The organism is Rickettsia koreansis, from assembly GCF_046532895.1.
Classification (GTDB): Bacteria; Pseudomonadota; Alphaproteobacteria; order Rickettsiales; family Rickettsiaceae; genus Rickettsia; species Rickettsia rickettsii.
Genome location: NZ_WHLZ01000002.1, coordinates 162,642 through 182,553, shown reverse-complemented (window position 1 = coordinate 182,553; position 19,912 = coordinate 162,642). Strand labels below are relative to the sequence as shown.

The window sequence follows — 19,912 nt, the reverse complement described above, 5'->3', positions numbered from 1 at the left end:
TGGCGATATGTAACCTTAAGTGATGAACAAGTGAAAAAATACAGGATTAGTGAGAAAAAAGCTATTGCCCTTTATCAGTTAATGAAAGACACTCATGAGCTACTTGGTAAGAATAATATTAATTATTGGATAGAAAGCGGCACTCTGCTTGGAGCCGTTAGACATCAAGGCATAATTCCTTTTGATGATGATTTAGATATCGGCATTATGCATGAAGACGAAATACGTTTGCAACAAATATTACCGCAATTTGAGCAACTCGGTTATACTGCTTCCTATGAGAAAGCTTATAATATATGCAAAAAAGCTTGTTTAGATATTTTCATTTTTCATAAAGAACAAAACAAATTTATATATACTAATTTAGCGGCTCGAAATAAGTATCCTAAGAGTTCATTTTATGATAATGAATTATATCCTTTAAAAAAATATAAATTCGGTAGTATAGAGGTTTACGGGCCCGCTGATCCTATAGGAAATCTAAATAGGCAATATCCAGACTGGGATAAGTATGCAGTGATAGAGCAGTCCCATAGCTTACATTTACCTTTGTTATCGAATATCGAGAAAAAAACTAAATTTATATTAACGCCGGAATTGTTAAAACCTGCTCAGCCTTTTAGTCCTTTAGAGGATAGAATAAACTTTTAAACAAATTGAGATAAAAAAGTCATAACCGGTTATTTTATATAGATTAAAAAATGTTATATCCGCATGGGAAATGTAATTTAAGATTCAAGGTGATAAAATTAAAGTCGATATTATCCTTTAAAAATATTTTACGCTTAATTCTTACTATTTTCGTCGGTATATTGTGTTATGCTTATCTACTAGAACATAATTGGCGATATGTAACCTTAAGTGATGAACAAGTGAAAAAATACAGGATTAGTGAGAAAAAAGCTATTGCCCTTTATCAGTTAATGAAAGACACTCATGAGCTACTTGGTAAGAATAATATTAATTATTGGATAGAAGGCGGCACTCTGCTTGGAGCCGTTAGACATCAAGGCATAATTCCTTTTGATGATGATTTAGATATCGGCATTATGCATGAAGACGAAATACGTTTGCAACAAATATTACCGCAATTTGAACAATTAGGATATCGTGTTAAACATAATAAAATTTATGTAATTTGCAGGGAAAGATGCTTAGATATTTTCGTATTTCATAAAGAAAATGATAAATTTGTTCATTTGAATCAAAGTATGCGTAATAAATATCCAAATGATTTTTTTTATGATTATGAGCTATATCCTTTAAAAAAATATAAATTTGGTAGTATAGAAGTATATGGGCCATCTGAATATAAAGAGAATTTGAATAGACAATATCTAGAATGGGATAAATATGCAATAATATACAGCCCTCATAGCTTACATTTACCTTTGTTATCGAATATCGAGAAAAAAACTAAATTTATATTAACGCCGGAATTGTTAAAACCTGCTCAGCCACTCGGACCACTAGAAGATAAAGTGAATATAGTCAATTCAGCTAAATTTAGTGGTATGTGCGAGGATACAGCTTATAATTAAATGTCGAATTGGTAATGACTATTTCGATATAAGCAACGAAATAGTCATATGATTTACATTTGCCTAGATTACCTTTTTTGCAAAAATTCATATCAAACAAGTTGAGATAAGAAAGTAATAGCCGGTACTATCCATAAATCCGGTTTATCAAAGCAAGAGCCCGAAATAGCTTGTTTATTTTGAATTACTTGAAAACTAAACTCAGGGTTAAGTAATTCATGAAAATATTTTAAGCTTGAAGAAACGGTTGAGTCACTTACTTTTGCTTCCACTAAAATCCACGGTTAGTTATCTTTTGTTATTACTAAATCGACTTCACGTTTTTGTTTATCACGCAGATAGTATAAACCAAAATCACCAAGCCCTGTTTCGTTCTAAAAATATACGGCTTTTAAAAGGTGAGAAGCTACAAGATTTTCAAATCTCGTTCCTATATCTTTTATTTGCGACCAATCCCAAAGGTAAATTTGTGGCTCTTTTATCAAGCTTTTTACAACATTTTTAGACCAAGGTTTGATAACAAAACAATAATAATGCTTTTCTAGCAAAGAGAGCCATCTTCTTATTGTTTGGTCTGAAACTCTAACTTTGTTAGCAAGGTTTGTATAGCTTATTAATGAGCCTGCTTGCTCATTTATAATGCTAGTAAGTAATGATAACGCATAAATATTGTTGATATCTTCAGTATTTCATCTTCTCTAAATAATTGCTTGAATCTTTGATTACTCCATATTCTATGAAATTTAGCAGTTGCTTTTAAATAACTTTCTGCAAATCCTCCAAAATTTATTAAAGCTTCAAATTCATCTATAGTGATATTTTGGGGGCTTTTTATATAATCAATGTCATTATCAAAATTTTTAGCTATTTCAGATACCGATAACGGATGCACGGTTAAACTTATATAACGTCCCATTAGGCTATCACCGCCTTTTTTATATATATTTAATTTGGCACTACCTGTTATAATAAATTCAATATTTTCTCCGAATTTATCATAAAATCCTTTTACAAGATTTTTCCAATCTTTATATTTATGAATTTCATCTAATATTAAGCACGGTTTCTTATCGGATATAGTAGAAAGTAGATTTTTAAAAAGTTCGGTGTGTTTGTTTAAGATTTTATTTCTATCTTCTAGATAATCCCAATTTAGGTAAATTGAATTAGGATTAGGTTTAATTACTTGTTTTGATATTGTAGTTTTCCCTACTTGCCTTGCTCCACTTATAAATACAAGCTTACCGTAATTTGTTAGATATTCTTCAACTTGCTTTTTATATAACCTATCCATTATAATATTTCTATAAGCTTATAAAAATATTATAGGCTAATATAGCAATAGTCTTACTTGTAGTATTGAAATTGAGCATTGCCTAGAAAAAGTTGTTCTATAGTTTAGCCTTCCGATGTCATTCCCACGAAAGCGAGAATGCTTTGTTGTGTGGACCAGTTTCCTCATTGTCATCCCGCAACTTGATCACGGGATCCAGTTTAAAACATTAAAATTTTAGTATTTTAAGTTGTGTTTTTGGATATCGTGGTCAAGCCACGGCATAACACCGAACGGGTTTTTCAGTCCACACAACAAGACCTGCGCAGACATGACATAAAACGAGCCATGCAATAACACCTGCAGTAACTCGCAATGACTATATCAACCTTTTCTAGGCAATACCAAAATAATTAGTGCAAATTATGCGGTACTTTAGTATTATTTAACATTAAACTTTGCTTCATTCTATGCCTTATTTATTACCAACTATTATAACTACGCTACTTATTTTATTAGCGCTAATAATTTGGTTTTATGTAAAAACTCAAACCTTAAGGACACAGCTACAATTTTTATCAGAGCAGAATCTAGAAATTAGCAATAATAACCAATTATTAAATCAAGAAAAGATAGGATATTTACAGAAAATTGAGCAATTGAAGTGTAAAATAGAATATCAAGCACAGACTATTAAGGATTCAGAAAAAATAAGAGAAGAGTCATTTTCAGCGGCTAAAGCTGCGTTATTTGATTTAGGTCAAGATTTGTCTAAGCAATTAATAGCGATACATAAAATGGAAAACACGGCAGCAAGAGAGCTAGCCGAGAAAAATATCGCTACTGCTTCAGGAAAATTTAATAGTGAGTTTGAACGGTTAATTACGATGGTGGGAGCATTAAATAAAGATATAGAGCAATCAAAAGGTACGGTTGATTTGATCAAACAGTCTCTGCTTTCTCCGATCGGGGCGGGGCTACTTGCTGAGATTACCCTTGAGAATATCTTAAAATCTTCGGGCTTACGTCCTAATTTAGATTTCATTATGCAATACGGTCTAACTACCTCAGATAGCGGGAAGCTAAGACCTGATGCGCTCATTTTTCTTCCTTCCGGTAATTTAATGGTTATTGATTCTAAAGCTTCAAAGTTTCTTGTAGACGAGCAAGATAATAACATGAGTCTTAATAAAACTATGAATTACCATTTAAAATCTTTGGCGAATAAAGACTATGCCGCAAATATTTTAACTAATCTAAACAAAAAGGATCAGAGCTTTAACAATGTTATTACTTTAATGTTTTTGCCGACTGAACAAGCGGTTGAGAAAGTTATTGCAGCCGACCCTGAATTTTTACAAAAAGCTTGGGGCTGTAATATCTTTCCGGTAGGACCTAGCGGACTTATGAATATGCTATCATTTGCAAAATTTCAAATTACCGATCATCGCCGCTCAGAAAATTATAAGGTAATCATTGAAGAAGTGAGAAAGCTATTAAGCTCCATCGGTACTATAGCAGATTATTCTCAAAAGATCGGTAATAACCTGCATAATATGGTTACTAATTACGATAAATTTGCTGCCTCGTTTAATCGTAATTTTATGTCAAGAGTAAAGAATATTCAAAAACTCGGTATTGATTCAGGGAATAAAGCCATGCCAGCTACCTTAGAGCGTTATCAAATCGTTTCCTCTAAATCTGAGATTATTGAAGTGGAAGCAGAAAATCCACCACAAATAGCAGAAAAATTATAAATAAATTTTTCTCGTAATAGGTAATTTAAATGTTAAAAAAACTTTCCATAATTTGTATAGCCATATTATTACTATGTGTAAGCATATAAGATTAAAGCTCCTAAAACAGAAAACAAACATGCTATAAGAGTGAGCTTTATTAATATGTGGCTGGGCTTTACAATAGACGAGCTACCAATGATAAAAGAAATCATTGAAGAAAACGGACGAACAATTGTTATAGATCATAAAAATTATGACCTTATTATTGATAGTGTTTTTGGTCAAAGAACTATTAGTAATAAAGATAGTATAAAGATATTTTTTACCGGTGAATCCGTTAGACTAAAGCTAGAAAATTATGATATATCTATAGGTTCATCCAAAATATAAGAATACCTTTATATATATATTGTACTAATGACGTCAGTACTGAATATAAACGCTCAAAATATAATCCGAATAAAACGTATTTTGCTTGTTTCTTAGTCTCTAACGGTATAGAAGATCCTGAGAACGACGGCTGCATAGCAAGAAATCGATTTTTTCATAAATTGTCGCTGTATAAAAAAGTAGTAAGCGGCAGTAAATATTTAAATACTGAATCTACAATTATACCAAAAGAAAAAACTCGTGAATGATTATCTAAATGTAAATTTGTTATTGCTTTTGAAAATAAAACATATGAGGGGTATGTTACTGAAAAACCTTTTCAAGCTTATTTAGCAGGAGCAGTACCTATTTTATATATTATGCAGATAAAAGTTATATAAAAGATGTAAACCCTAATGCAGTAATATTTGCTAAAGATTATTCAGAAGAAGATTTATATAATTATATTATTTCTGTTGATAAAGATGATGAAAACTATTATAAGATATATAATAATAAGATTGTACCGACTTCAGAAAATAATTACATCGCAGTAAAAGAAAAATTAAGAAAAAAATTACCTTTATTAAATACAAATTAAAAACTATTTTTATAATATTAATTATAATTATTTGTTTATCATTGCTTTTTATATTTTTAAAAACTTATCAAATAGGTTCTGCTCCACTTGAAGCAAAAGATATTAAAATTTTTATAGTAAACCTACGCAGCACTGATAGATATAACAATATTAGTAAACAATTCGACAATAATAATTTATGCTATGAAAGGTTTAGTGCAGTAGACGGTTATAATTTATCTATAACAGATGCAGGGGGAAAAAGATTTACCGGCTTAGATGTAAAAAATAACCCTGCTCTTTTATCCCTTGATAACTGTTATACTGTACTTTATCCTTCGGAAAATATAAATTATTATTCCGATAGCAAAATATTAAATCATACTTTAACGGCAAGTGAACTCGGTTGTTATTGCCATAGAGAAATTTGGCTTAAAATGGTTAAAGACAATATACCTGATGCCCTAATAATAGAAGATGATGCTATACTAAATGATGATTTCCGTAATAAATTTTTAACAATGCTTAAGCATTTACCTACCGACTGAGATTTAATTTATTTGTCCTTGTCACATTATAAAAACAAAATATTTTATAATATTTACAATAATCCGTATTTAAAGAAGATAGGTCATGGTGGTTACTTTAATACAACTACAGGTTATTTGATACACTTAAAAGCTGCTCAAAGACTTCTTGAATATAGCAAAAACTTTACTTTAGAATGTACCAAGCTTTTATGCATAGCGAAGTGCAGTCCTATGTCACCTCACCTTTTTTAATACATGCAACACTTAATTCTGAAGATTCAATTATATTTGAAATGGGAAGAGCACATTAAATAACGTAAATTTTACAACCTTAATCGAGGTTTTGTGGACTTTCTCAAAAGATTTAATTTTGGCTATTTTTTGCTGCAAAATAGCAAATCAATTAGCAGTGTCCACAAAGCCTCTAAGCATGGTACTTCTTCTGTAGGATCAATATCAATCACTGTATCATCTCGTTTGTGCCTGAGGTAACCTTATTAAGCCAAATAAGGGTAGTAGCGGTTTTCTCGGCAATATTCTTGCCTGCACTACTAATTGCCTTGCCGACATTGAAATCCGATATAGCAGTTGTTAAAATATCTATTAAAGTTGCAAGACTTAAGAATTTTAAATCTTTAATAGACTCAAACATTATTAAAGGTACTATCGCTACGGTCAACCGCATCATTATAGTAAAACTTTTGAAAAAACACATCATTAGTTAATTTTTTGCTGGTGATATTTTCTATAACTTTATTATAACTTTATTGCCGTAATATGTTGATACTAATAAAGAAGCAAGACGCAACAGATATAATCCAAAATCAGTGTGGCTATTGCCGCACATATAGCAGTACTCTTCCATCCATGATAGATACTAATGTCTGATTCAATATTGTTAAAATCTATATCTTGATTAGTAAGTTTATTATATATTGCCTGAAGTTTTATTTGCGTATTCTTATCTGTTTTGGAATGTTTATATAGTAACTGAAAATATGGTTTAATTTCTTCAGCTGTAAATTTCTTATGCTCAATTAAAGCCGGTACAATTTTACCATGCAAAAATTTAATTAATTTATTTTGCATAAAATTTGTAACTTTACTTTGTTCTTCTACTACTCCTGCAACTGTATACCATCGTAAAGCCTGTAATACAATTATACGATTAATAGTATCATTATTTAATAAATCAATAGGCTGCACCCCTAAATTAGCAGCATATCTAAAACAAATCACAGTTGTATTTACGGCATCATTAGCAAAACTTGGAGTGTGATCAAATAAAAATTTAACATCTTCAGCATTGTCATTGTTATTTTCTAATGCTTGAAACATATTATTATTCATCTCTTTAGTTTGTCTATTTGATAAGACCGTACACCGGGCAAGATAATAAAATTTGTAGCATCGCAAGTCTAGTGGTCGGTAAAGCACATAATTCATACCAAGGATCCTTTTCGTCAATTACATATGAACGTAAAGCAATTACACCCACTATACGAGAAACATAAGTAATTGCTATTTTACCTGAATGATTACTAACTAAAGCTGATTTTCGGTTAACCAAGAAGCAATTTTATGATCTTCATTATCACTAGCTTTTTCTATTCTAGTAAGACTTTGCTCTAATGCATTAAGATAATTTGCAAAATTTAAATGAGCTTTTTTTACTAAATTAAACTCGTTTTCATAAGAGGAAGGCGCATTTAAAGTATTTGTAAGTAATATTGCTTTAGCTATATAGCGATATAAAAAATATTCTCTCGTCAGAGGATATGCCATAGCATTGATTTCTTTGGCTGCTTTAATCAAGTGTTCAGATTGATCTAAATTATTTTTTAAAAACACTTGGACTTTAGTAACTAGGGTAATAAACTCTAATGAATTTATATCCCCTATATCATCTAGCATAGCATCAATGATATTCTTGTTTTCTACTCCTATTAACTTCTGTAGCTTTATACATAAAAAATGATCTCGATTATTTAGCTCTTCAAAACAATGGCTCCATTGAGAATGATCAATATTATTATCTTGATACTTTCCGGTAGCAGCTACTTTACTTAACATTGTTTCTAAATATTGAGTATAAATCAAACTTTGATCTAGTATCGGTAGATCTTTAAAATTTTTATCACATAACCATATTTTCCATACCTCACCTAAATTAAAACTAGCAAATGCTGTAGTAGTTTTCCATAACCTTACGCCTAAATTTGATATATCATTATAATATTGTATTATTACTTCTTATTACTCATAATTTCAATTAAATAAATATTAAAAATATAAATATCTCTTAATATTTATTCAAATTAAAGATTATAAATGATTATATATAAAAGACTTTTATATATAATCATTTATAATCTTTAATTATTTTATTATGAGATAACATTAAAGTCACACACGAGCAACCCCAGTTTATGATAAGAGAGAAGAGGATTGGGTTATAAAAGTTTTTAACCAAAAAAACAATAGTTGTGGACATAACATATCCTTTTTTATCTTCTATTGGCAACAGGATCTGATTAATGCTATAAAAAATGTCAGTACCTGAATCGTTTATATTATAATGAGAATACTAGTAACGGGAGTTAACGGCTTTATTGGATCATATATTACAGCTGAATTATTAAAGAATAATTATAAAGTAATATGCTGTGTTCGAGATGTTGAATCGACCAGGAAACATTCCCTACTGCAGAAGTGATATACTGTGATTTTAATATAGACCTAACACCACAAAGCTGGATAAATAGATTAAATAACATAGATATAGTTATTAATGTGTCAGGTGTGTTAACGTCTAGTCATGCAATAATATTGACAATGTTCATGTCAATGGTCCAAAGGCTCTATTTAAGGCTTGCACCCTTACTAACGTACAAAGAATTATTCATAAATAGACTGGGTAATTTTACAACCGTCTCTTGTTTACGCAAGCGGTTGTTATGGTGGTACCTCGCTATTTAGGGCTCTTGCAACATTACCGTATTTTATTCCTTTAATAGGTGATTGTTTACAACAATTTCAACCTATTCATATTGATGATTTAACGAAAGTAATTATTCACTGTATAGAAAGGGAAGGAAAAATCCACACATTATTAAAAATAGTTGGACCAGACATAGTGACCATGAAGGATATCTTGCTTGGATTCAGAAGATGACTTGGAGTCAATCCTGGAAGACTAATAAAAATTCCTTTAATATTCATTAAAATAGCAGCTAAATTAGGGGATTGTCTAAAAATAGGACCCATTAATTCTACTACATTATATGGAAGCTGCTTTACAGATATTATTCTTGGCATTCTACTAATTATCAAAAATACAACAAATAGGATATGTAGTTTACAAATTTTATACTATGATTTGAATGCAACGGCATATGCAGCTCGCACTACAGTTATAGCTGATCTTCTTTTTACTACTCCAACTGTGATAATTCAACCGGTTAGCGGCATAATATTAGTAAATATGCTTGGCTATAATTATTCTGATTTATGGCTTACCTTAACTTATATCAGATACATAATCGCCGGTAGTTGTTGGCTTCTGGTGGTATGGATTCAAATTCCACTACGCAATATGGCACTTGAAGCATTAAAACCGCAAATTCCCCTACCGGAAAAATATTATAAATTATTTAAATTATGATTCTACCTAGGCTGGCCGGCATTTATCAGTTTGAGTATTATTTTTTTCTTAATGGTATTTAAACCGCTATAATACTAGTTTAGGATAAATTTTATACTAAATTAGTATTGTCCCGTGGTCAAGCCGGCGTTGTTGTGTGGATACCCACCCATCATTGCGAACAGTCGTAGGTCTTGTTGCAGGCTTGTCTATGTCATTCCCGCGTAGGTGGGAATGACATAGACAAGAAATAATATTTACGCCGGTATATCTGCAATAATCGGTTGTTTTTTGTTTGATTTTGTAGAAATGAGAGAGGTCATTATCGGTTCGACTAAGCCGTTAACGACCTCTTTTGTAATAGTAACACGCTGTTTTTTTAGCTCGGCAACTTTATACATACTATCAAGCAAAAGATGCTCAAGTATTGAACGAAGTCCTCTTGCCCCCGTCTTTTTAGCTAGAGCTTTTTCGGCAATAGCTTCTAAGGCTGAATCATCAATTACAAGCTCAGCATCATCAAGCTCAAATTGTTTCTGATATTGCTTTACTATGGCGTTCTTAGGCTTAGTTAAAATTGTAATTAAAGCTTCTGTGTCTAACTCATCTAAAGTAGTAACGATGGGTAATCTACCGATAAATTCAGGAATTAAACCGAATTTAGTTAAATCCTCAATCTCTAGGGATTTAAGAATCTCACTATTATTTTTCTCTTTATCTATATTTACGTTAGCTGCAAAGCCTATAGAACTATTATTAGTTCTTGAGGTTATAATGCTATCAATCCCCATAAAAGCACCACCGCAAATAAATAAGATATTTGAAGTATCTAACTGTACGAAATCTTGTTGTGGGTGTTTCCTACCGCCTTGAGGAGGCACGGAAGCAACTGTTCCTTCCATAATTTTAAGTAATGCCTGCTGTACTCCTTCACCCGATACATCCCGTGTAATAGAAGGATTCTCCGATTTACGGGCAATTTTATCAACCTCGTCAATATAAATTATACCTTTTTGTGCTTTTGCTATATTAAACTCAGCTGCTATCAATAAACGTAGTAATATATTCTCAACATCTTCACCGACATACCCGGCTTCCGTTAAAGAAGTAGCATCCGCCATAGTAAAAGGTACGTCTAAAATTTTAGCAAGCGTTTGAGCAAGTAAAGTTTTTCCTGACCCAGTAGGACCGATCAGTAAGATATTCGACTTATTAAGCTCAACGTCATTATTGCAGGATTGTACATATTCAAGCCTCTTATAATGGTTATAAACCGCTACTGCTAAAATCTTTTTCGCTTGATCTTGCCCAACTACATAATCATTTAGAATTCCACATATTTTTTGCGGTGTTGGAATTGAAGAAGTAATTTGCTTTAAAGCAACTTTATTTTCTTCTTTCATAATATCTGTACATAAATCTATACATTCATCACAAATAAATACTGCAGGACCTGCTATCAGTTTTTTTACTTCATGTTGTTTTTTACTACAAAACGAACAAATCAATGCTTTTTTATCAGCTTCTACTACCATTAACTTTCTTTTTTATGTTTATTTTAACAATGCTTACTATAGTACTCTTGCGTACATATAATAATCTTTATGCTCATTTGCAACTATTTCGTATTTTTTAAGAATTCCTTCCCTAGCAAAACCGCATCTCTCAAGAAGATTAATTGAACGAAAATTATCAGTAATTACTGTTGCTTGTACTCTTATAATACCAATATAATCAGCAAATTTTAAAATATTCTTTATAGATTTTAACATCACACCTTGACCCCAAAAATTAGGATCTAGATCATAACTTATTTCTGCTCTATGATGCTCTAGATTTATTATATTAAAACCGGCAGTACCTATTAATTTATTATCGTCTTTAATGGCAATTCCCCAATAAAAACTTCTATGCTTTTTATATAAACTAGACCAATAACGTATTTCCTCTCCGGCTTCTTCTACGTCTTTAGGCCTATTGCTATCAGTTATATAAATAGCCATTTCCGGCTTACTCATATAATTAAAATAATCTTGTGCATCCTCCGCGGCTAACTCTCGTAAAACTATATCGTTTAAATCAAGCACAGGAAAAGGGGCATATAAATGTCCTCTATTTATCATATATACTAACTATTTTTCTGTATAATATAAATATTGCATATTCATATTATACAGAAGATTTTTAAATAATGAGTATATAAGGTGAAAATGGTTTCCACCTTGTATACAAATTTACTTCATATTATTTTATTATTAATTTTATTTATGAGTATATATCTATAATTATACATACTTAATCGGGTCTTGTACATTATTCTTTTTAAAAGCATCAAGTCGTGCAATGCATGATAGACATTGACCACAAGATACACCGTCTTCTGTTGGATCATAACATGATATTGTTTTACTATAATCTACTCCAAGCTCAAGCCCTTTTTGAATTATTTGCTCTTTGGTCATATTTATTAAAGGAGCATGGATAGTAATTTTTTCTCCATTTACTCCTACCCTAGTTGCTAAATTTGCCATTGCTTCAAAAGATTTTATATATTCAGGACGACAATCAGGATAGTTAGTATAATCATTAGTGTGTACCCCAATAAAAATATCTCTAGCTCCTATAACCTCAGCAACGCCTAGTGCGTAGCTTAAAAATATTGTATTACGTGCCGGTACATAAGTAACCGGTATGTCACTTGGTAATTGATCTGTGTTTTTAAATTTTGGTACATCTATATTATCATCAGTCAATGCAGAACCGATAAATGACTGCAAATCAATATTAATAACCCTATGTTGTTTTACATTATAATCTTTAATTAATCCTTGGATTTTTTGGACTTCCGGACTATTGCGTCTATGATAATTAAAACTTAGAGCATAAATTTCATAATCCATTTTGCTAACTATCTCAAGAACCGTAGTAGAATCAGGTCCACCACTTAATAAAATAACTGATTTTTTTCATTGTTTTACCGATAAAGTTAATTTTTGAGATACTAAAGCATTTAAACTAATTGTTGCTCTAAGTGCTTCAAGTACTAAAGCTCGATGCACACGTTTATCTACTCTAACATTAAACTGTCCGCTATACTCTTTCCTAGACGGAGCTAAGGGGATAGATTGATTATGACTTATATAACTTTCTTTCATTAAAGTCCAAGCTTGTTGTAATTCTTACAGTGCTTTTTCAGGCGAATGGCCAAAAGCTGATACATTCGGTAGCTCTTCAAACCTTGCTAGCCAATCTCCATCCGTATCTTTAAAAAGTTCTAGTAGTAAACCCATCAAATGTATCATTTGTTTTCATCTTCATTTCCTTTTGCAAAGTTTAAAAATGGTCGAACTTGATATTACTTTTGCCATATTTCCAAAAGTGTGAATAGATATTTCCTTTGGGCAAGTACCAAATCTGATGGCTACCTTTTTGCCTATCTTTAACCCAACCGCACTTAGTCATTAAAGTATGAATCAGAGAAACTTAATCCTTTTGGATTTTGTTTAGCTTTATTTATAAGTTTTATATACTGATTCATGTTGTAACTATATATAGTTATAATATATAAGTCTAATAATATATGTTAATACAATAAATATTCTTGACTAACTCCTTCTGATAATCTAAATTTACGTTGTTAATTTATGGCGGGTGTAGCTCAGTTGGTTAGAGCATCAGGTTGTGGTTCTGAGGGTCGCGGGTTCGAATCCCGTCACTCGCCCCATATTTTGGAATTGTTGTGTGGTTACCAAATCATCATTGCGAAGAAAATTACAAAGTAATTGACGAAGCAATCCAGTAAAAAAATGCTAAAATTAGTACTTTTTTATTATTTTTCTGGATTGCCACGTCGCTTTGCTCCTTGCAATGACGATTTGACATCCATGAAACAACGCCTACAGTCGCTCGCAATGACATTTTTTTCTTATGGATATCAAACTTTTATATAGACTAGCTAAATATCTAAGGTTCTATAAAAAAGATTTGATCATCGTTATGATCTCTTTACTTAGCGTATCAGCTTCATTATTACTAATCGGTAGTGTTTTTAGAAATTTAGTTGATAAAGGCTTGAGCCAAGACCATATTTTATCGGTTGATAAATCTATATTATATATTTGTTTATTAATTATCATCTTAAGTATTGCCAGTTTTTTTCGTTCATATTTTATCAATAATGTTGCTGAAAAGGCAGTTACTCAAATAAGAAAAGAAGCTTATAGTAATTTAATTAATTATGAAATTGAAGAGTTTGAAGAACTAAAAATCGGCGATATAATTTCACGCCTAACAAATGATATAGATCAAATATCTACTCTCATTGTTAATTTCTTATCTTTTTTTATTCGCAATTCGGTGATGCTAATTGGCGGCATTACATTAATGTTTTTTGAAAGCTTTAAACTCGCTTCTATAGTAATTATTACCATTCCTATCTTATTAATTCCTTTAATTAAATTCGGCAAGCATGTTAAGGTTTTATCTAAAAAAGCTCTAGAATCTAAGTCACTTTTAGCATCGGATGTTGATGAAACTTTTAATAATATTAGAGCTATTTATGCTTTTAACCATCAAATAAACAAAATTGCCGATTTTGACACTAAATTACAAAACTATTTAATATACTGCAAAACCCGTTTAAAAATTCGTGCTTTATTCTTTGCGATTTCAATAGCCGTTATATTTCTTGCGATTACTTTAGTCGTTTGGATCGGAGCTTCAGATATAGTGAAAGGTCATTTATCTGCGGGACAAATTATCTCGTTTATTTATTATGCGATTATCGCCGGAGTTAGCTGTGGCGGTATTTTTGAGCTACTAAGCGAAATGCATTTACCTGTTACAGCCCTTGAGAGAATAATTACAATTATAGATAAGACACCTATAGCACATAATAATTATTTAGAATTAAATAATTCCGATCCAATCTCGATAGAATTCAAAAATGTTGATTTTACCTATCATTCAAGACCTAATTTAAGGATTATTAATAATATGTCTTTGAAGATAAATGCCAATACGTTTCTTGGTATTGTAGGTAGATCAGGTGCAGGAAAAAGTACTGTGATACAGTTACTGCTGCGTTTTTACCGGCAAGAAAACGGCACTATCCTTATTAACAATCAAGATATAACTCTTTTAAATCCTGCTGAAATTCGTAAATTAATTGCCTATGTTCCTCAAGAGGCTAGCATTTTTTCCGGCACTATAAAATCAAATATTATATTCGGTAATAATGAAGCAAGCGACGACGAAATAAATGAGATAATAAAAATTACAGGAATAGAAGAATTTGCTGCTAAGCTTCATAACGGTATAAATGCTAAAATCGGTGAAAGAGGGGTTAGATTATCAGGAGGACAGAAACAAAGAATAGCTATTGCTAGAGCATTACTACGCATGCCGCAAATTTTGCTTCTTGATGAGGCAATGAGTGCTTTAGATACGATGAGCGAACAGAAATTACTAGAGTCTATAAAAAAAATAATGAAAGGGAACATTATTATATCAATTGCCCATCGAATTAGTAGTATAGAATCAGCTGATTATATTTTAGTAATAGATAAAGGAGGAGTAGTCGCTGAAGGATCACATAATGATTTATCTAAAAACTCAGAAATTTATCGAAATATTTGCAGAGAGCAGTTAACAATATAAAGGGGTATGTCATTCCTGCGAAAGCAGGAATCCAGTCAACCTTAATGTCATACCACGACTTGAGCGTGGTATCTTAGGGCATAATCTGTGACACAAGATCCCGTGGTCAAGCCACCACGGTATGATACTGAACGCTTTTTACTGGATTCCCGCTTTCGCAGGAATGACAATAAAGTATATAATTGATATATTTGTTACAATAAAAGTTCCTTAGTATAAAAAATTTAAATGTTTAATATAATTTAGCTTGAAAGCTGCCGTGGCTTTGTTATAATCGTAATTATAAAACAAAAAAGGTTTACAAAATGAAAAATTTATTAAAGATTTTATTAATTCTAGCTTTCGCGAACTCAGTATTTGCTTCATCAATGCAAATGCCTGCCCCAGCTTCAGTGACAACAACCCAAATACAAGCTATGAGTACTGACGATCAACAAGCTTGGGTTGCTAGTTTAACAGCAGATCAGTATAATATGTTAAGTCCTGATGTCCAAAAGTGGGTAATGGAGAATACTACCGATACTCAAAAACAAGCTTTAGGAATTAATCAGTAATATTTTAATTAATTTTTAAAATTGATAGGGGACTGTTAACAAAATAATTTTAATTGATAATTAAAAAGAATTTTTAGCGAAAATTAATAAGAGTTTTGAAGGAATAGTTAATCATATTTCAAAAAAGCCTTATAATTTGTAGTAAAAATAAATTTAATTAGCTTTAAAATTTATTTTGTTAATAGTCCTACATGTTAGGAATTATTATTCTTAACATATATTACTAAAAGTTTCTGCTTGCACTTCCTTTCAGTCTTCCTGTTATCGTGTCATGTATATACTCCTGATAAATAAAAATTTCTAGGCGAGCATAAATATTCATTTATTCTTTCTTTAGTAAAACAATACACTCATTATTGTAAGCTATAAGAATATAGAAAGCTAATTTGTTGTGTGGCTTTGCTGCCATTCCTGCGTCCTTATTTATGTCATTCCCGCAAAAATGTTGTTGCGTGGAATAAAGCAATCTTGGGCAGAATTCCTGAGATTACCATGCTCACTAACGTTCGCTCGCATCGGTTTTTCCATCATTGCGAGAAAATTTACAATAGTAAATTAATGACGACTTGGTATCTATGCAACAATGCCTCGCAGGGATGACATCGCGTAGGCTTTCGGCTTCAATAATACTTTGCTAAAATAACCTCAAACTAACAATTACTTATGAAATTAATTATTACCGTAATCATCATGGAAATACTCGCTGGAGCGGAAATAGATTTATTCGTTCCAAGTTTTCCTGAAATACAAAATACATTCAACCTTTCAACTTTTATGACAGAGTTACTACTTGGTGTTAATCTAACTACTTATTGTATTACTTCGCTTATAGTCGGTAATTTAGGAGATAGGTACGGACGCAAACCAATTATTATACTCGGTTTACTAATTTTTAATCTTGGTAGTTTATTTTGTGTATTTGCAAATAATTATGCAGCTATATTATTTGGAAGATTTTTGCAAGGATGCGGGATATCATCGGTTGCAGTGCTAGTATATGTTGTTCTTGCCGATATTTATTCGGTACAAGAACAGCAAAGATTCATGGGCATTTTAAACGGCACTATTGCCCTTGCTATGGCAATAGCACCGGTTATAGGTAGCTACGTCAATTTATTTTGGGGCTGGCGTGGCAATTTTGTTTTGTTGCTTATAGTAGGTTTGATCAGCCTAATTCTTGGTATATTATTTATTCCAAAAAGAGAAGTTAATAAAAAAATACGTATTTCTTTAAAAGAATATATACCTATCTTCAAATCGCCAAAAGCTATATATTATATACTTACAATGATATTTCTTGCACAAGGATATTGGATATTTATTGGGATTGCTCCTATTTTATATATGCAAGATTTAGGTGTAACTTTAGAATATTTCGGACTTTATCAAGGAGCAATGGCAGCTCTATTCTCAATTATGAGCTTTTCAAGCGGTTATTGCTTTAAAAAATTCGGTATTAAAAATTGCTTCTATTTTGGAGTTATATTTATAATACTATTTCTACTAGGAAATAGCATATTAGTTGTATATAATATTAATAATCCTTTAACCATAACAATAGTTACTTTATTATTATCTCTTGGCGTGATATATCCGGTTAACATATTATGGCCATTGCTTTTAGAAGCTATTCCGGACGGTAAAGCTCGTATGACGGCTATTTTCACTGTGGCTAGATTGATTTTAACGGCATTTGGGCTGCAATTAGTAGGATTTTTATATAACGGTACTTTTACTCCTCTTGGCATTACTATATCCAGTGTTACGCTATTTGGGTTAGTAACATTACCTAAATTATTTAAGTACGATAAAGTCTTTGAGATTTCTAGTAACGTGTAGATGTCTTTATGTCATCAATTGTGTCGTCATTGTGAGGAAAAACTGTAAGTTTTGACGAAGTAATCTCAGGAATTTGTTATTATTTCATAAGATTGCCACGCAGCCTACGGCTGCTCACAATGACAAAAAGCTGATTCACACAGGAATAACCTAGAAACGGATGTAAGAAAAAATAAACAAATGATCAATAACAATTTTATCTTCAAGATAGCTTTCAGATATTTTAGAGCTAAGAAAAATGAAAAGTTTGTTTCTATTATTTCTGCCTTTTCTTTAGTGGGCGTAGTGATCGGCGTTGCAGCATTGATAGTAGTCATGTCCGTTATGAACGGTTTTCATATAGAGCTTACTAAAAATATTATCGGCTTAAATGGAGATATAGTGATAAATCGGCAAGGTGGTAGTATTGATAACTATGAAGAGATTAAAGCCAAACTCCTAAAACAAGATTATGTAAAGCATGTAACATTCATTGCTCACGGTCAAGCTTTGGCTCTTGGTAAAAGTAATAATAGCGGTGTGCTTGTTAAAGGTATGAAATTAAAGGATCTAAGTGTAAGAAATGAAATTTTTAAAAATGTAAATTTTGGTAGTTTTGATAATTTTCATGGCAAAAACGTAATAGCACTCGGAGAACAATTAGCAAGCAATTTAGGCGTAACCGTTGGGGATAAGATTAGATTAATTTCACCGAATTCAGTTTCTACAACCTTTGGCAGTATGCCAAGATCAAAAGAATTTAAAGTGATAGCAATTTTCAATAGCGGTATGTATGATTATGATTTGACAACGATATTAATGCCGCTTACCGCAGCACAAAATTTCTTATCTCTCGGCAACGATATTAATTTAATCGAAATTAATAGTCTAGATCCCGATAAAGCTCTCACATATTCATATAAAATACAATCACTATTAGGTCCAACCCTATATGTATTTAATTGGCAAACCTTAAATTCACAATTTTTAAGTGCTCTTGCTGTTGAACGTACGGCTATGTTTACTATTCTATCTTTAATTATTACGGTTGCCGCATTTAATATTATTTCAAGCTTATTTATGCTTGTTAAAGATAAAACTTCAGATATTGCAATTCTTAGAACTATGGGAGCAAGCACTAAGCAAATAATGCTTATTTTTATCTATAATGGAATGTTTATAGGATTACTTGGCACAACACTAGGTGTAATCCTTGGTGTTACCTTTTCTTACAATATTCAAACTATCAAGAATTATTTGGAGCGTATAACCGGTACTAAAATTTTCGAGGCAGCTATTTATTTTCTTTATAGTTTACCTTCAAAAGTAAGAGCTGAGGATATTATTTTAATTACCTCTTTATCTATAATATTGTGTTTTCTTGCGACAATTTATCCTTCTTATAGAGCCTCAAAATTAAATCCCGTGGATACCTTAAGATATGAATAATACAGTCCTCATTTTAAAAAAAATCTCAAAACATTACAGCCAAGGCAAAACTATTGTTAGAGTACTAGATGATCTTAATCTAACGGTTAATGAAGGTGAATTAATCGCTATAATAGGTTCTTCAGGTAGCGGCAAATCAACTTTACTACATATTGCCGGCTTGCTTGATAAACCTACAAACGGTCAAGTCATCATACCAAATAGCAAGTATCAAAAATATCATCTCATTCGTCTGCATTATTTAGGTTTTATCTATCAACAACATCACTTACTTAAAGATTTTACCGCTCTTGAAAATGTTATTATGCCAAGGCTTATTAGTGGTCTTGATCAAAAAGAAGCAATAGAAGATGCAACAAAGATATTAGATGATTTAGGGCTTGGGAAAAAACTCTATAATATGCCCGGAGAATTATCGGGAGGAGAACAACAACGGGTCGCTATAGCTCGGAGCTTAATTAATAAGCCGAAAATTATTTTAGCAGATGAACCGACAGGTAATTTAGATCCAAAAACTACAAATGAAGTATTTAATTTATTTTTAAAAGTAGCAAGAGAACAAAATACCGCAATTATTATGGTAACACATAACCATGAATTAGCACATAAAATGGATAAATTATATAAGCTAAAGCACGGATTATTAAATATAGCTTGATTTAAAGCTCAAAAATTCTAATAATTATATGTAGGTTCTGTGAAGATTTCTAAAAAGATTTAATTTTGGCTCTTTTTTGCTGCAAATTACAAGATTTTTT

The 19,912-nt window shown here is 31.3% G+C and carries 24 protein-coding genes, 1 tRNA gene and 1 pseudogene; 14 read left to right on the top strand and 12 right to left on the bottom strand.

Features of this window, described 5'->3' with window-relative positions; all coding sequences use genetic code 11:
- Positions 1-651 (top strand): LicD family protein (locus GCO76_RS06605; RefSeq protein ID WP_410956617.1); only part of this gene is annotated, 651 nt, incomplete at its 5' end.
- 89 nt (positions 652-740) lie between these two features.
- On the top strand, positions 741-1,541 hold the full coding sequence (locus GCO76_RS06600) for a LicD family protein (protein WP_410956616.1): 801 nt from the start codon (positions 741-743) through the stop codon (positions 1,539-1,541).
- 92 nt (positions 1,542-1,633) lie between these two features.
- On the opposite strand, the gene GCO76_RS06595 is transcribed toward GCO76_RS06600, so the two are convergent.
- From GCO76_RS06595 to GCO76_RS06585, 3 genes are all read right to left on the bottom strand, one after another.
- Positions 1,634-1,813, bottom strand: a complete 180-nt coding sequence (locus GCO76_RS06595) for a hypothetical protein (RefSeq protein WP_041404344.1) — start codon at positions 1,811-1,813, stop codon at positions 1,634-1,636.
- 102 nt (positions 1,814-1,915) lie between these two features.
- Positions 1,916-2,179: a DUF4143 domain-containing protein gene (locus tag GCO76_RS06590; RefSeq protein ID WP_410956625.1), complete on the bottom strand. Its 264-nt coding sequence runs from the start codon at positions 2,177-2,179 to the stop codon at positions 1,916-1,918.
- Positions 2,176-2,835, bottom strand: a complete 660-nt coding sequence (locus GCO76_RS06585) for an ATP-binding protein (RefSeq protein ID WP_410956615.1) — start codon at positions 2,833-2,835, stop codon at positions 2,176-2,178. The genes GCO76_RS06590 and GCO76_RS06585 overlap by 4 nt, the downstream gene beginning before the upstream one ends.
- Before the next feature lie 449 nt (positions 2,836-3,284).
- Between GCO76_RS06585 and GCO76_RS06580 the strand changes: the two genes are divergently transcribed.
- The 4 genes from GCO76_RS06580 (at position 3,285) to GCO76_RS06565 (ending at position 6,050) form a co-directional block, all read left to right on the top strand.
- A complete protein-coding gene (locus tag GCO76_RS06580) occupies positions 3,285-4,571 on the top strand; it encodes a DNA recombination protein RmuC (protein WP_410956614.1) in 1,287 nt (428 codons plus the stop codon).
- Positions 4,572-4,700: 129 nt separating this feature from the next.
- On the top strand, positions 4,701-4,943 hold the full coding sequence (locus GCO76_RS06575; RefSeq protein WP_410956613.1) for an alpha-1,3-fucosyltransferase: 243 nt from the start codon (positions 4,701-4,703) through the stop codon (positions 4,941-4,943).
- A 269-nt stretch (positions 4,944-5,212) separates the two neighbouring features.
- Positions 5,213-5,323: a glycosyltransferase family 10 domain-containing protein gene (locus tag GCO76_RS06570; protein WP_103897758.1), complete on the top strand. Its 111-nt coding sequence runs from the start codon at positions 5,213-5,215 to the stop codon at positions 5,321-5,323.
- A 241-nt stretch (positions 5,324-5,564) separates the two neighbouring features.
- Positions 5,565-6,050, top strand: a complete 486-nt coding sequence (locus GCO76_RS06565) for a glycosyltransferase family 25 protein (protein WP_410956612.1) — start codon at positions 5,565-5,567, stop codon at positions 6,048-6,050.
- A gap of 442 nt (positions 6,051-6,492) precedes the next feature.
- On the opposite strand, the gene GCO76_RS06560 is transcribed toward GCO76_RS06565, so the two are convergent.
- From GCO76_RS06560 to GCO76_RS06545, 4 genes are all read right to left on the bottom strand, one after another.
- Entirely contained in the window at positions 6,493-6,750 is a 258-nt protein-coding gene (locus GCO76_RS06560) for a hypothetical protein (RefSeq protein ID WP_410956611.1), read from the bottom strand.
- 68 nt (positions 6,751-6,818) lie between these two features.
- The gene (locus tag GCO76_RS06555) at positions 6,819-7,382 is read right to left on the bottom strand and encodes a hypothetical protein (protein ID WP_410956610.1); all 564 of its coding nucleotides are present in this window, start codon (positions 7,380-7,382) and stop codon (positions 6,819-6,821) included.
- 13 nt (positions 7,383-7,395) lie between these two features.
- On the bottom strand, positions 7,396-7,602 hold the full coding sequence (locus GCO76_RS06550; RefSeq protein ID WP_410956609.1) for a hypothetical protein: 207 nt from the start codon (positions 7,600-7,602) through the stop codon (positions 7,396-7,398).
- Positions 7,578-8,105: a hypothetical protein gene (locus GCO76_RS06545; RefSeq protein WP_410956608.1), complete on the bottom strand. Its 528-nt coding sequence runs from the start codon at positions 8,103-8,105 to the stop codon at positions 7,578-7,580. The genes GCO76_RS06550 and GCO76_RS06545 overlap by 25 nt, the downstream gene beginning before the upstream one ends.
- Before the next feature lie 505 nt (positions 8,106-8,610).
- Here GCO76_RS06545 and GCO76_RS06540 point away from each other — a divergent pair.
- Positions 8,611-8,748 (top strand): NAD-dependent epimerase/dehydratase family protein, encoded by a 138-nt coding sequence (locus tag GCO76_RS06540; protein ID WP_410956607.1) that lies wholly within the window; start codon positions 8,611-8,613, stop codon positions 8,746-8,748.
- 663 nt (positions 8,749-9,411) lie between these two features.
- A complete protein-coding gene (locus GCO76_RS06535) occupies positions 9,412-9,696 on the top strand; it encodes a DUF2269 domain-containing protein (RefSeq protein ID WP_103897577.1) in 285 nt (94 codons plus the stop codon).
- 236 nt (positions 9,697-9,932) lie between these two features.
- Here GCO76_RS06535 and clpX read toward each other — a convergent pair whose 3' ends face one another.
- From clpX to GCO76_RS06510, 5 genes and pseudogenes are all read right to left on the bottom strand, one after another.
- Complete coding sequence (clpX, locus tag GCO76_RS06530) at positions 9,933-11,210, bottom strand: ATP-dependent Clp protease ATP-binding subunit ClpX (RefSeq protein WP_410956606.1); 1,278 nt, start codon at positions 11,208-11,210, stop codon at positions 9,933-9,935.
- 36 nt (positions 11,211-11,246) lie between these two features.
- On the bottom strand, positions 11,247-11,798 hold the full coding sequence (locus GCO76_RS06525; protein ID WP_410956605.1) for a GNAT family N-acetyltransferase: 552 nt from the start codon (positions 11,796-11,798) through the stop codon (positions 11,247-11,249).
- 162 nt (positions 11,799-11,960) lie between these two features.
- Positions 11,961-12,629, bottom strand: a complete 669-nt coding sequence (gene queC / locus GCO76_RS06520; protein ID WP_410956624.1) for a 7-cyano-7-deazaguanine synthase QueC — start codon at positions 12,627-12,629, stop codon at positions 11,961-11,963.
- 12 nt (positions 12,630-12,641) lie between these two features.
- Positions 12,642-12,987 (bottom strand): annotated as a pseudogene (locus GCO76_RS06515) (toxin-antitoxin system HicB family antitoxin).
- A gap of 21 nt (positions 12,988-13,008) precedes the next feature.
- Positions 13,009-13,137, bottom strand: a complete 129-nt coding sequence (locus tag GCO76_RS06510; RefSeq protein ID WP_410956604.1) for a type II toxin-antitoxin system HicA family toxin — start codon at positions 13,135-13,137, stop codon at positions 13,009-13,011.
- Positions 13,138-13,322: 185 nt separating this feature from the next.
- On the opposite strand from GCO76_RS06510, the gene GCO76_RS06505 reads away from it, so the two are divergent.
- The 6 genes from GCO76_RS06505 to GCO76_RS06480 all read left to right on the top strand — a co-directional run bounded on the left by GCO76_RS06505 (position 13,323) and on the right by GCO76_RS06480 (position 19,812).
- Positions 13,323-13,399: transfer RNA gene (locus tag GCO76_RS06505), tRNA-His, on the top strand.
- Between the two features lie 203 nt (positions 13,400-13,602).
- The gene (locus GCO76_RS06500) at positions 13,603-15,333 is read left to right on the top strand and encodes an ABC transporter ATP-binding protein (protein ID WP_410956603.1); all 1,731 of its coding nucleotides are present in this window, start codon (positions 13,603-13,605) and stop codon (positions 15,331-15,333) included.
- Positions 15,334-15,638: 305 nt separating this feature from the next.
- Complete coding sequence (locus GCO76_RS06495; protein ID WP_014014694.1) at positions 15,639-15,887, top strand: DUF2673 domain-containing protein; 249 nt, start codon at positions 15,639-15,641, stop codon at positions 15,885-15,887.
- A gap of 663 nt (positions 15,888-16,550) precedes the next feature.
- On the top strand, positions 16,551-17,726 hold the full coding sequence (locus GCO76_RS06490; RefSeq protein ID WP_410956602.1) for a multidrug effflux MFS transporter: 1,176 nt from the start codon (positions 16,551-16,553) through the stop codon (positions 17,724-17,726).
- A 180-nt stretch (positions 17,727-17,906) separates the two neighbouring features.
- Positions 17,907-19,154 carry a lipoprotein-releasing ABC transporter permease subunit gene (locus GCO76_RS06485; protein WP_410956601.1) on the top strand — a complete coding sequence of 416 codons (1,248 nt, stop codon included), beginning with the start codon at positions 17,907-17,909 and terminating at the stop codon, positions 19,152-19,154.
- Positions 19,147-19,812, top strand: a complete 666-nt coding sequence (locus tag GCO76_RS06480; RefSeq protein ID WP_410956600.1) for an ABC transporter ATP-binding protein — start codon at positions 19,147-19,149, stop codon at positions 19,810-19,812. Before GCO76_RS06485 ends, GCO76_RS06480 begins: the two co-directional genes overlap by 8 nt.
- Positions 19,813-19,912: the final 100 nt, after the last annotated feature.

Coding starts and splice junctions, on each gene's coding strand:
- GCO76_RS06485 (WP_410956601.1), top strand. CDS start 17,907: ATGATCAATAACAATTTTATCTTCAAGATAGCTTTCAGATATTTTAGA.
- clpX (WP_410956606.1), bottom strand. CDS start 11,210: ATGGTAGTAGAAGCTGATAAAAAAGCATTGATTTGTTCGTTTTGTAGT.
- GCO76_RS06585 (WP_410956615.1), bottom strand. CDS start 2,835: ATGGATAGGTTATATAAAAAGCAAGTTGAAGAATATCTAACAAATTAC.
- GCO76_RS06540 (WP_410956607.1), top strand. CDS start 8,611: ATGAGAATACTAGTAACGGGAGTTAACGGCTTTATTGGATCATATATT.
- GCO76_RS06545 (WP_410956608.1), bottom strand. CDS start 8,105: ATGTTAAGTAAAGTAGCTGCTACCGGAAAGTATCAAGATAATAATATT.
- GCO76_RS06560 (WP_410956611.1), bottom strand. CDS start 6,750: ATGATGTGTTTTTTCAAAAGTTTTACTATAATGATGCGGTTGACCGTA.
- GCO76_RS06480 (WP_410956600.1), top strand. CDS start 19,147: ATGAATAATACAGTCCTCATTTTAAAAAAAATCTCAAAACATTACAGC.
- GCO76_RS06525 (WP_410956605.1), bottom strand. CDS start 11,798: ATGATAAATAGAGGACATTTATATGCCCCTTTTCCTGTGCTTGATTTA.
- GCO76_RS06500 (WP_410956603.1), top strand. CDS start 13,603: ATGGATATCAAACTTTTATATAGACTAGCTAAATATCTAAGGTTCTAT.
- GCO76_RS06555 (WP_410956610.1), bottom strand. CDS start 7,382: ATGAATAATAATATGTTTCAAGCATTAGAAAATAACAATGACAATGCT.
- GCO76_RS06510 (WP_410956604.1), bottom strand. CDS start 13,137: ATGACTAAGTGCGGTTGGGTTAAAGATAGGCAAAAAGGTAGCCATCAG.
- GCO76_RS06490 (WP_410956602.1), top strand. CDS start 16,551: ATGAAATTAATTATTACCGTAATCATCATGGAAATACTCGCTGGAGCG.
- GCO76_RS06495 (WP_014014694.1), top strand. CDS start 15,639: ATGAAAAATTTATTAAAGATTTTATTAATTCTAGCTTTCGCGAACTCA.
- GCO76_RS06580 (WP_410956614.1), top strand. CDS start 3,285: ATGCCTTATTTATTACCAACTATTATAACTACGCTACTTATTTTATTA.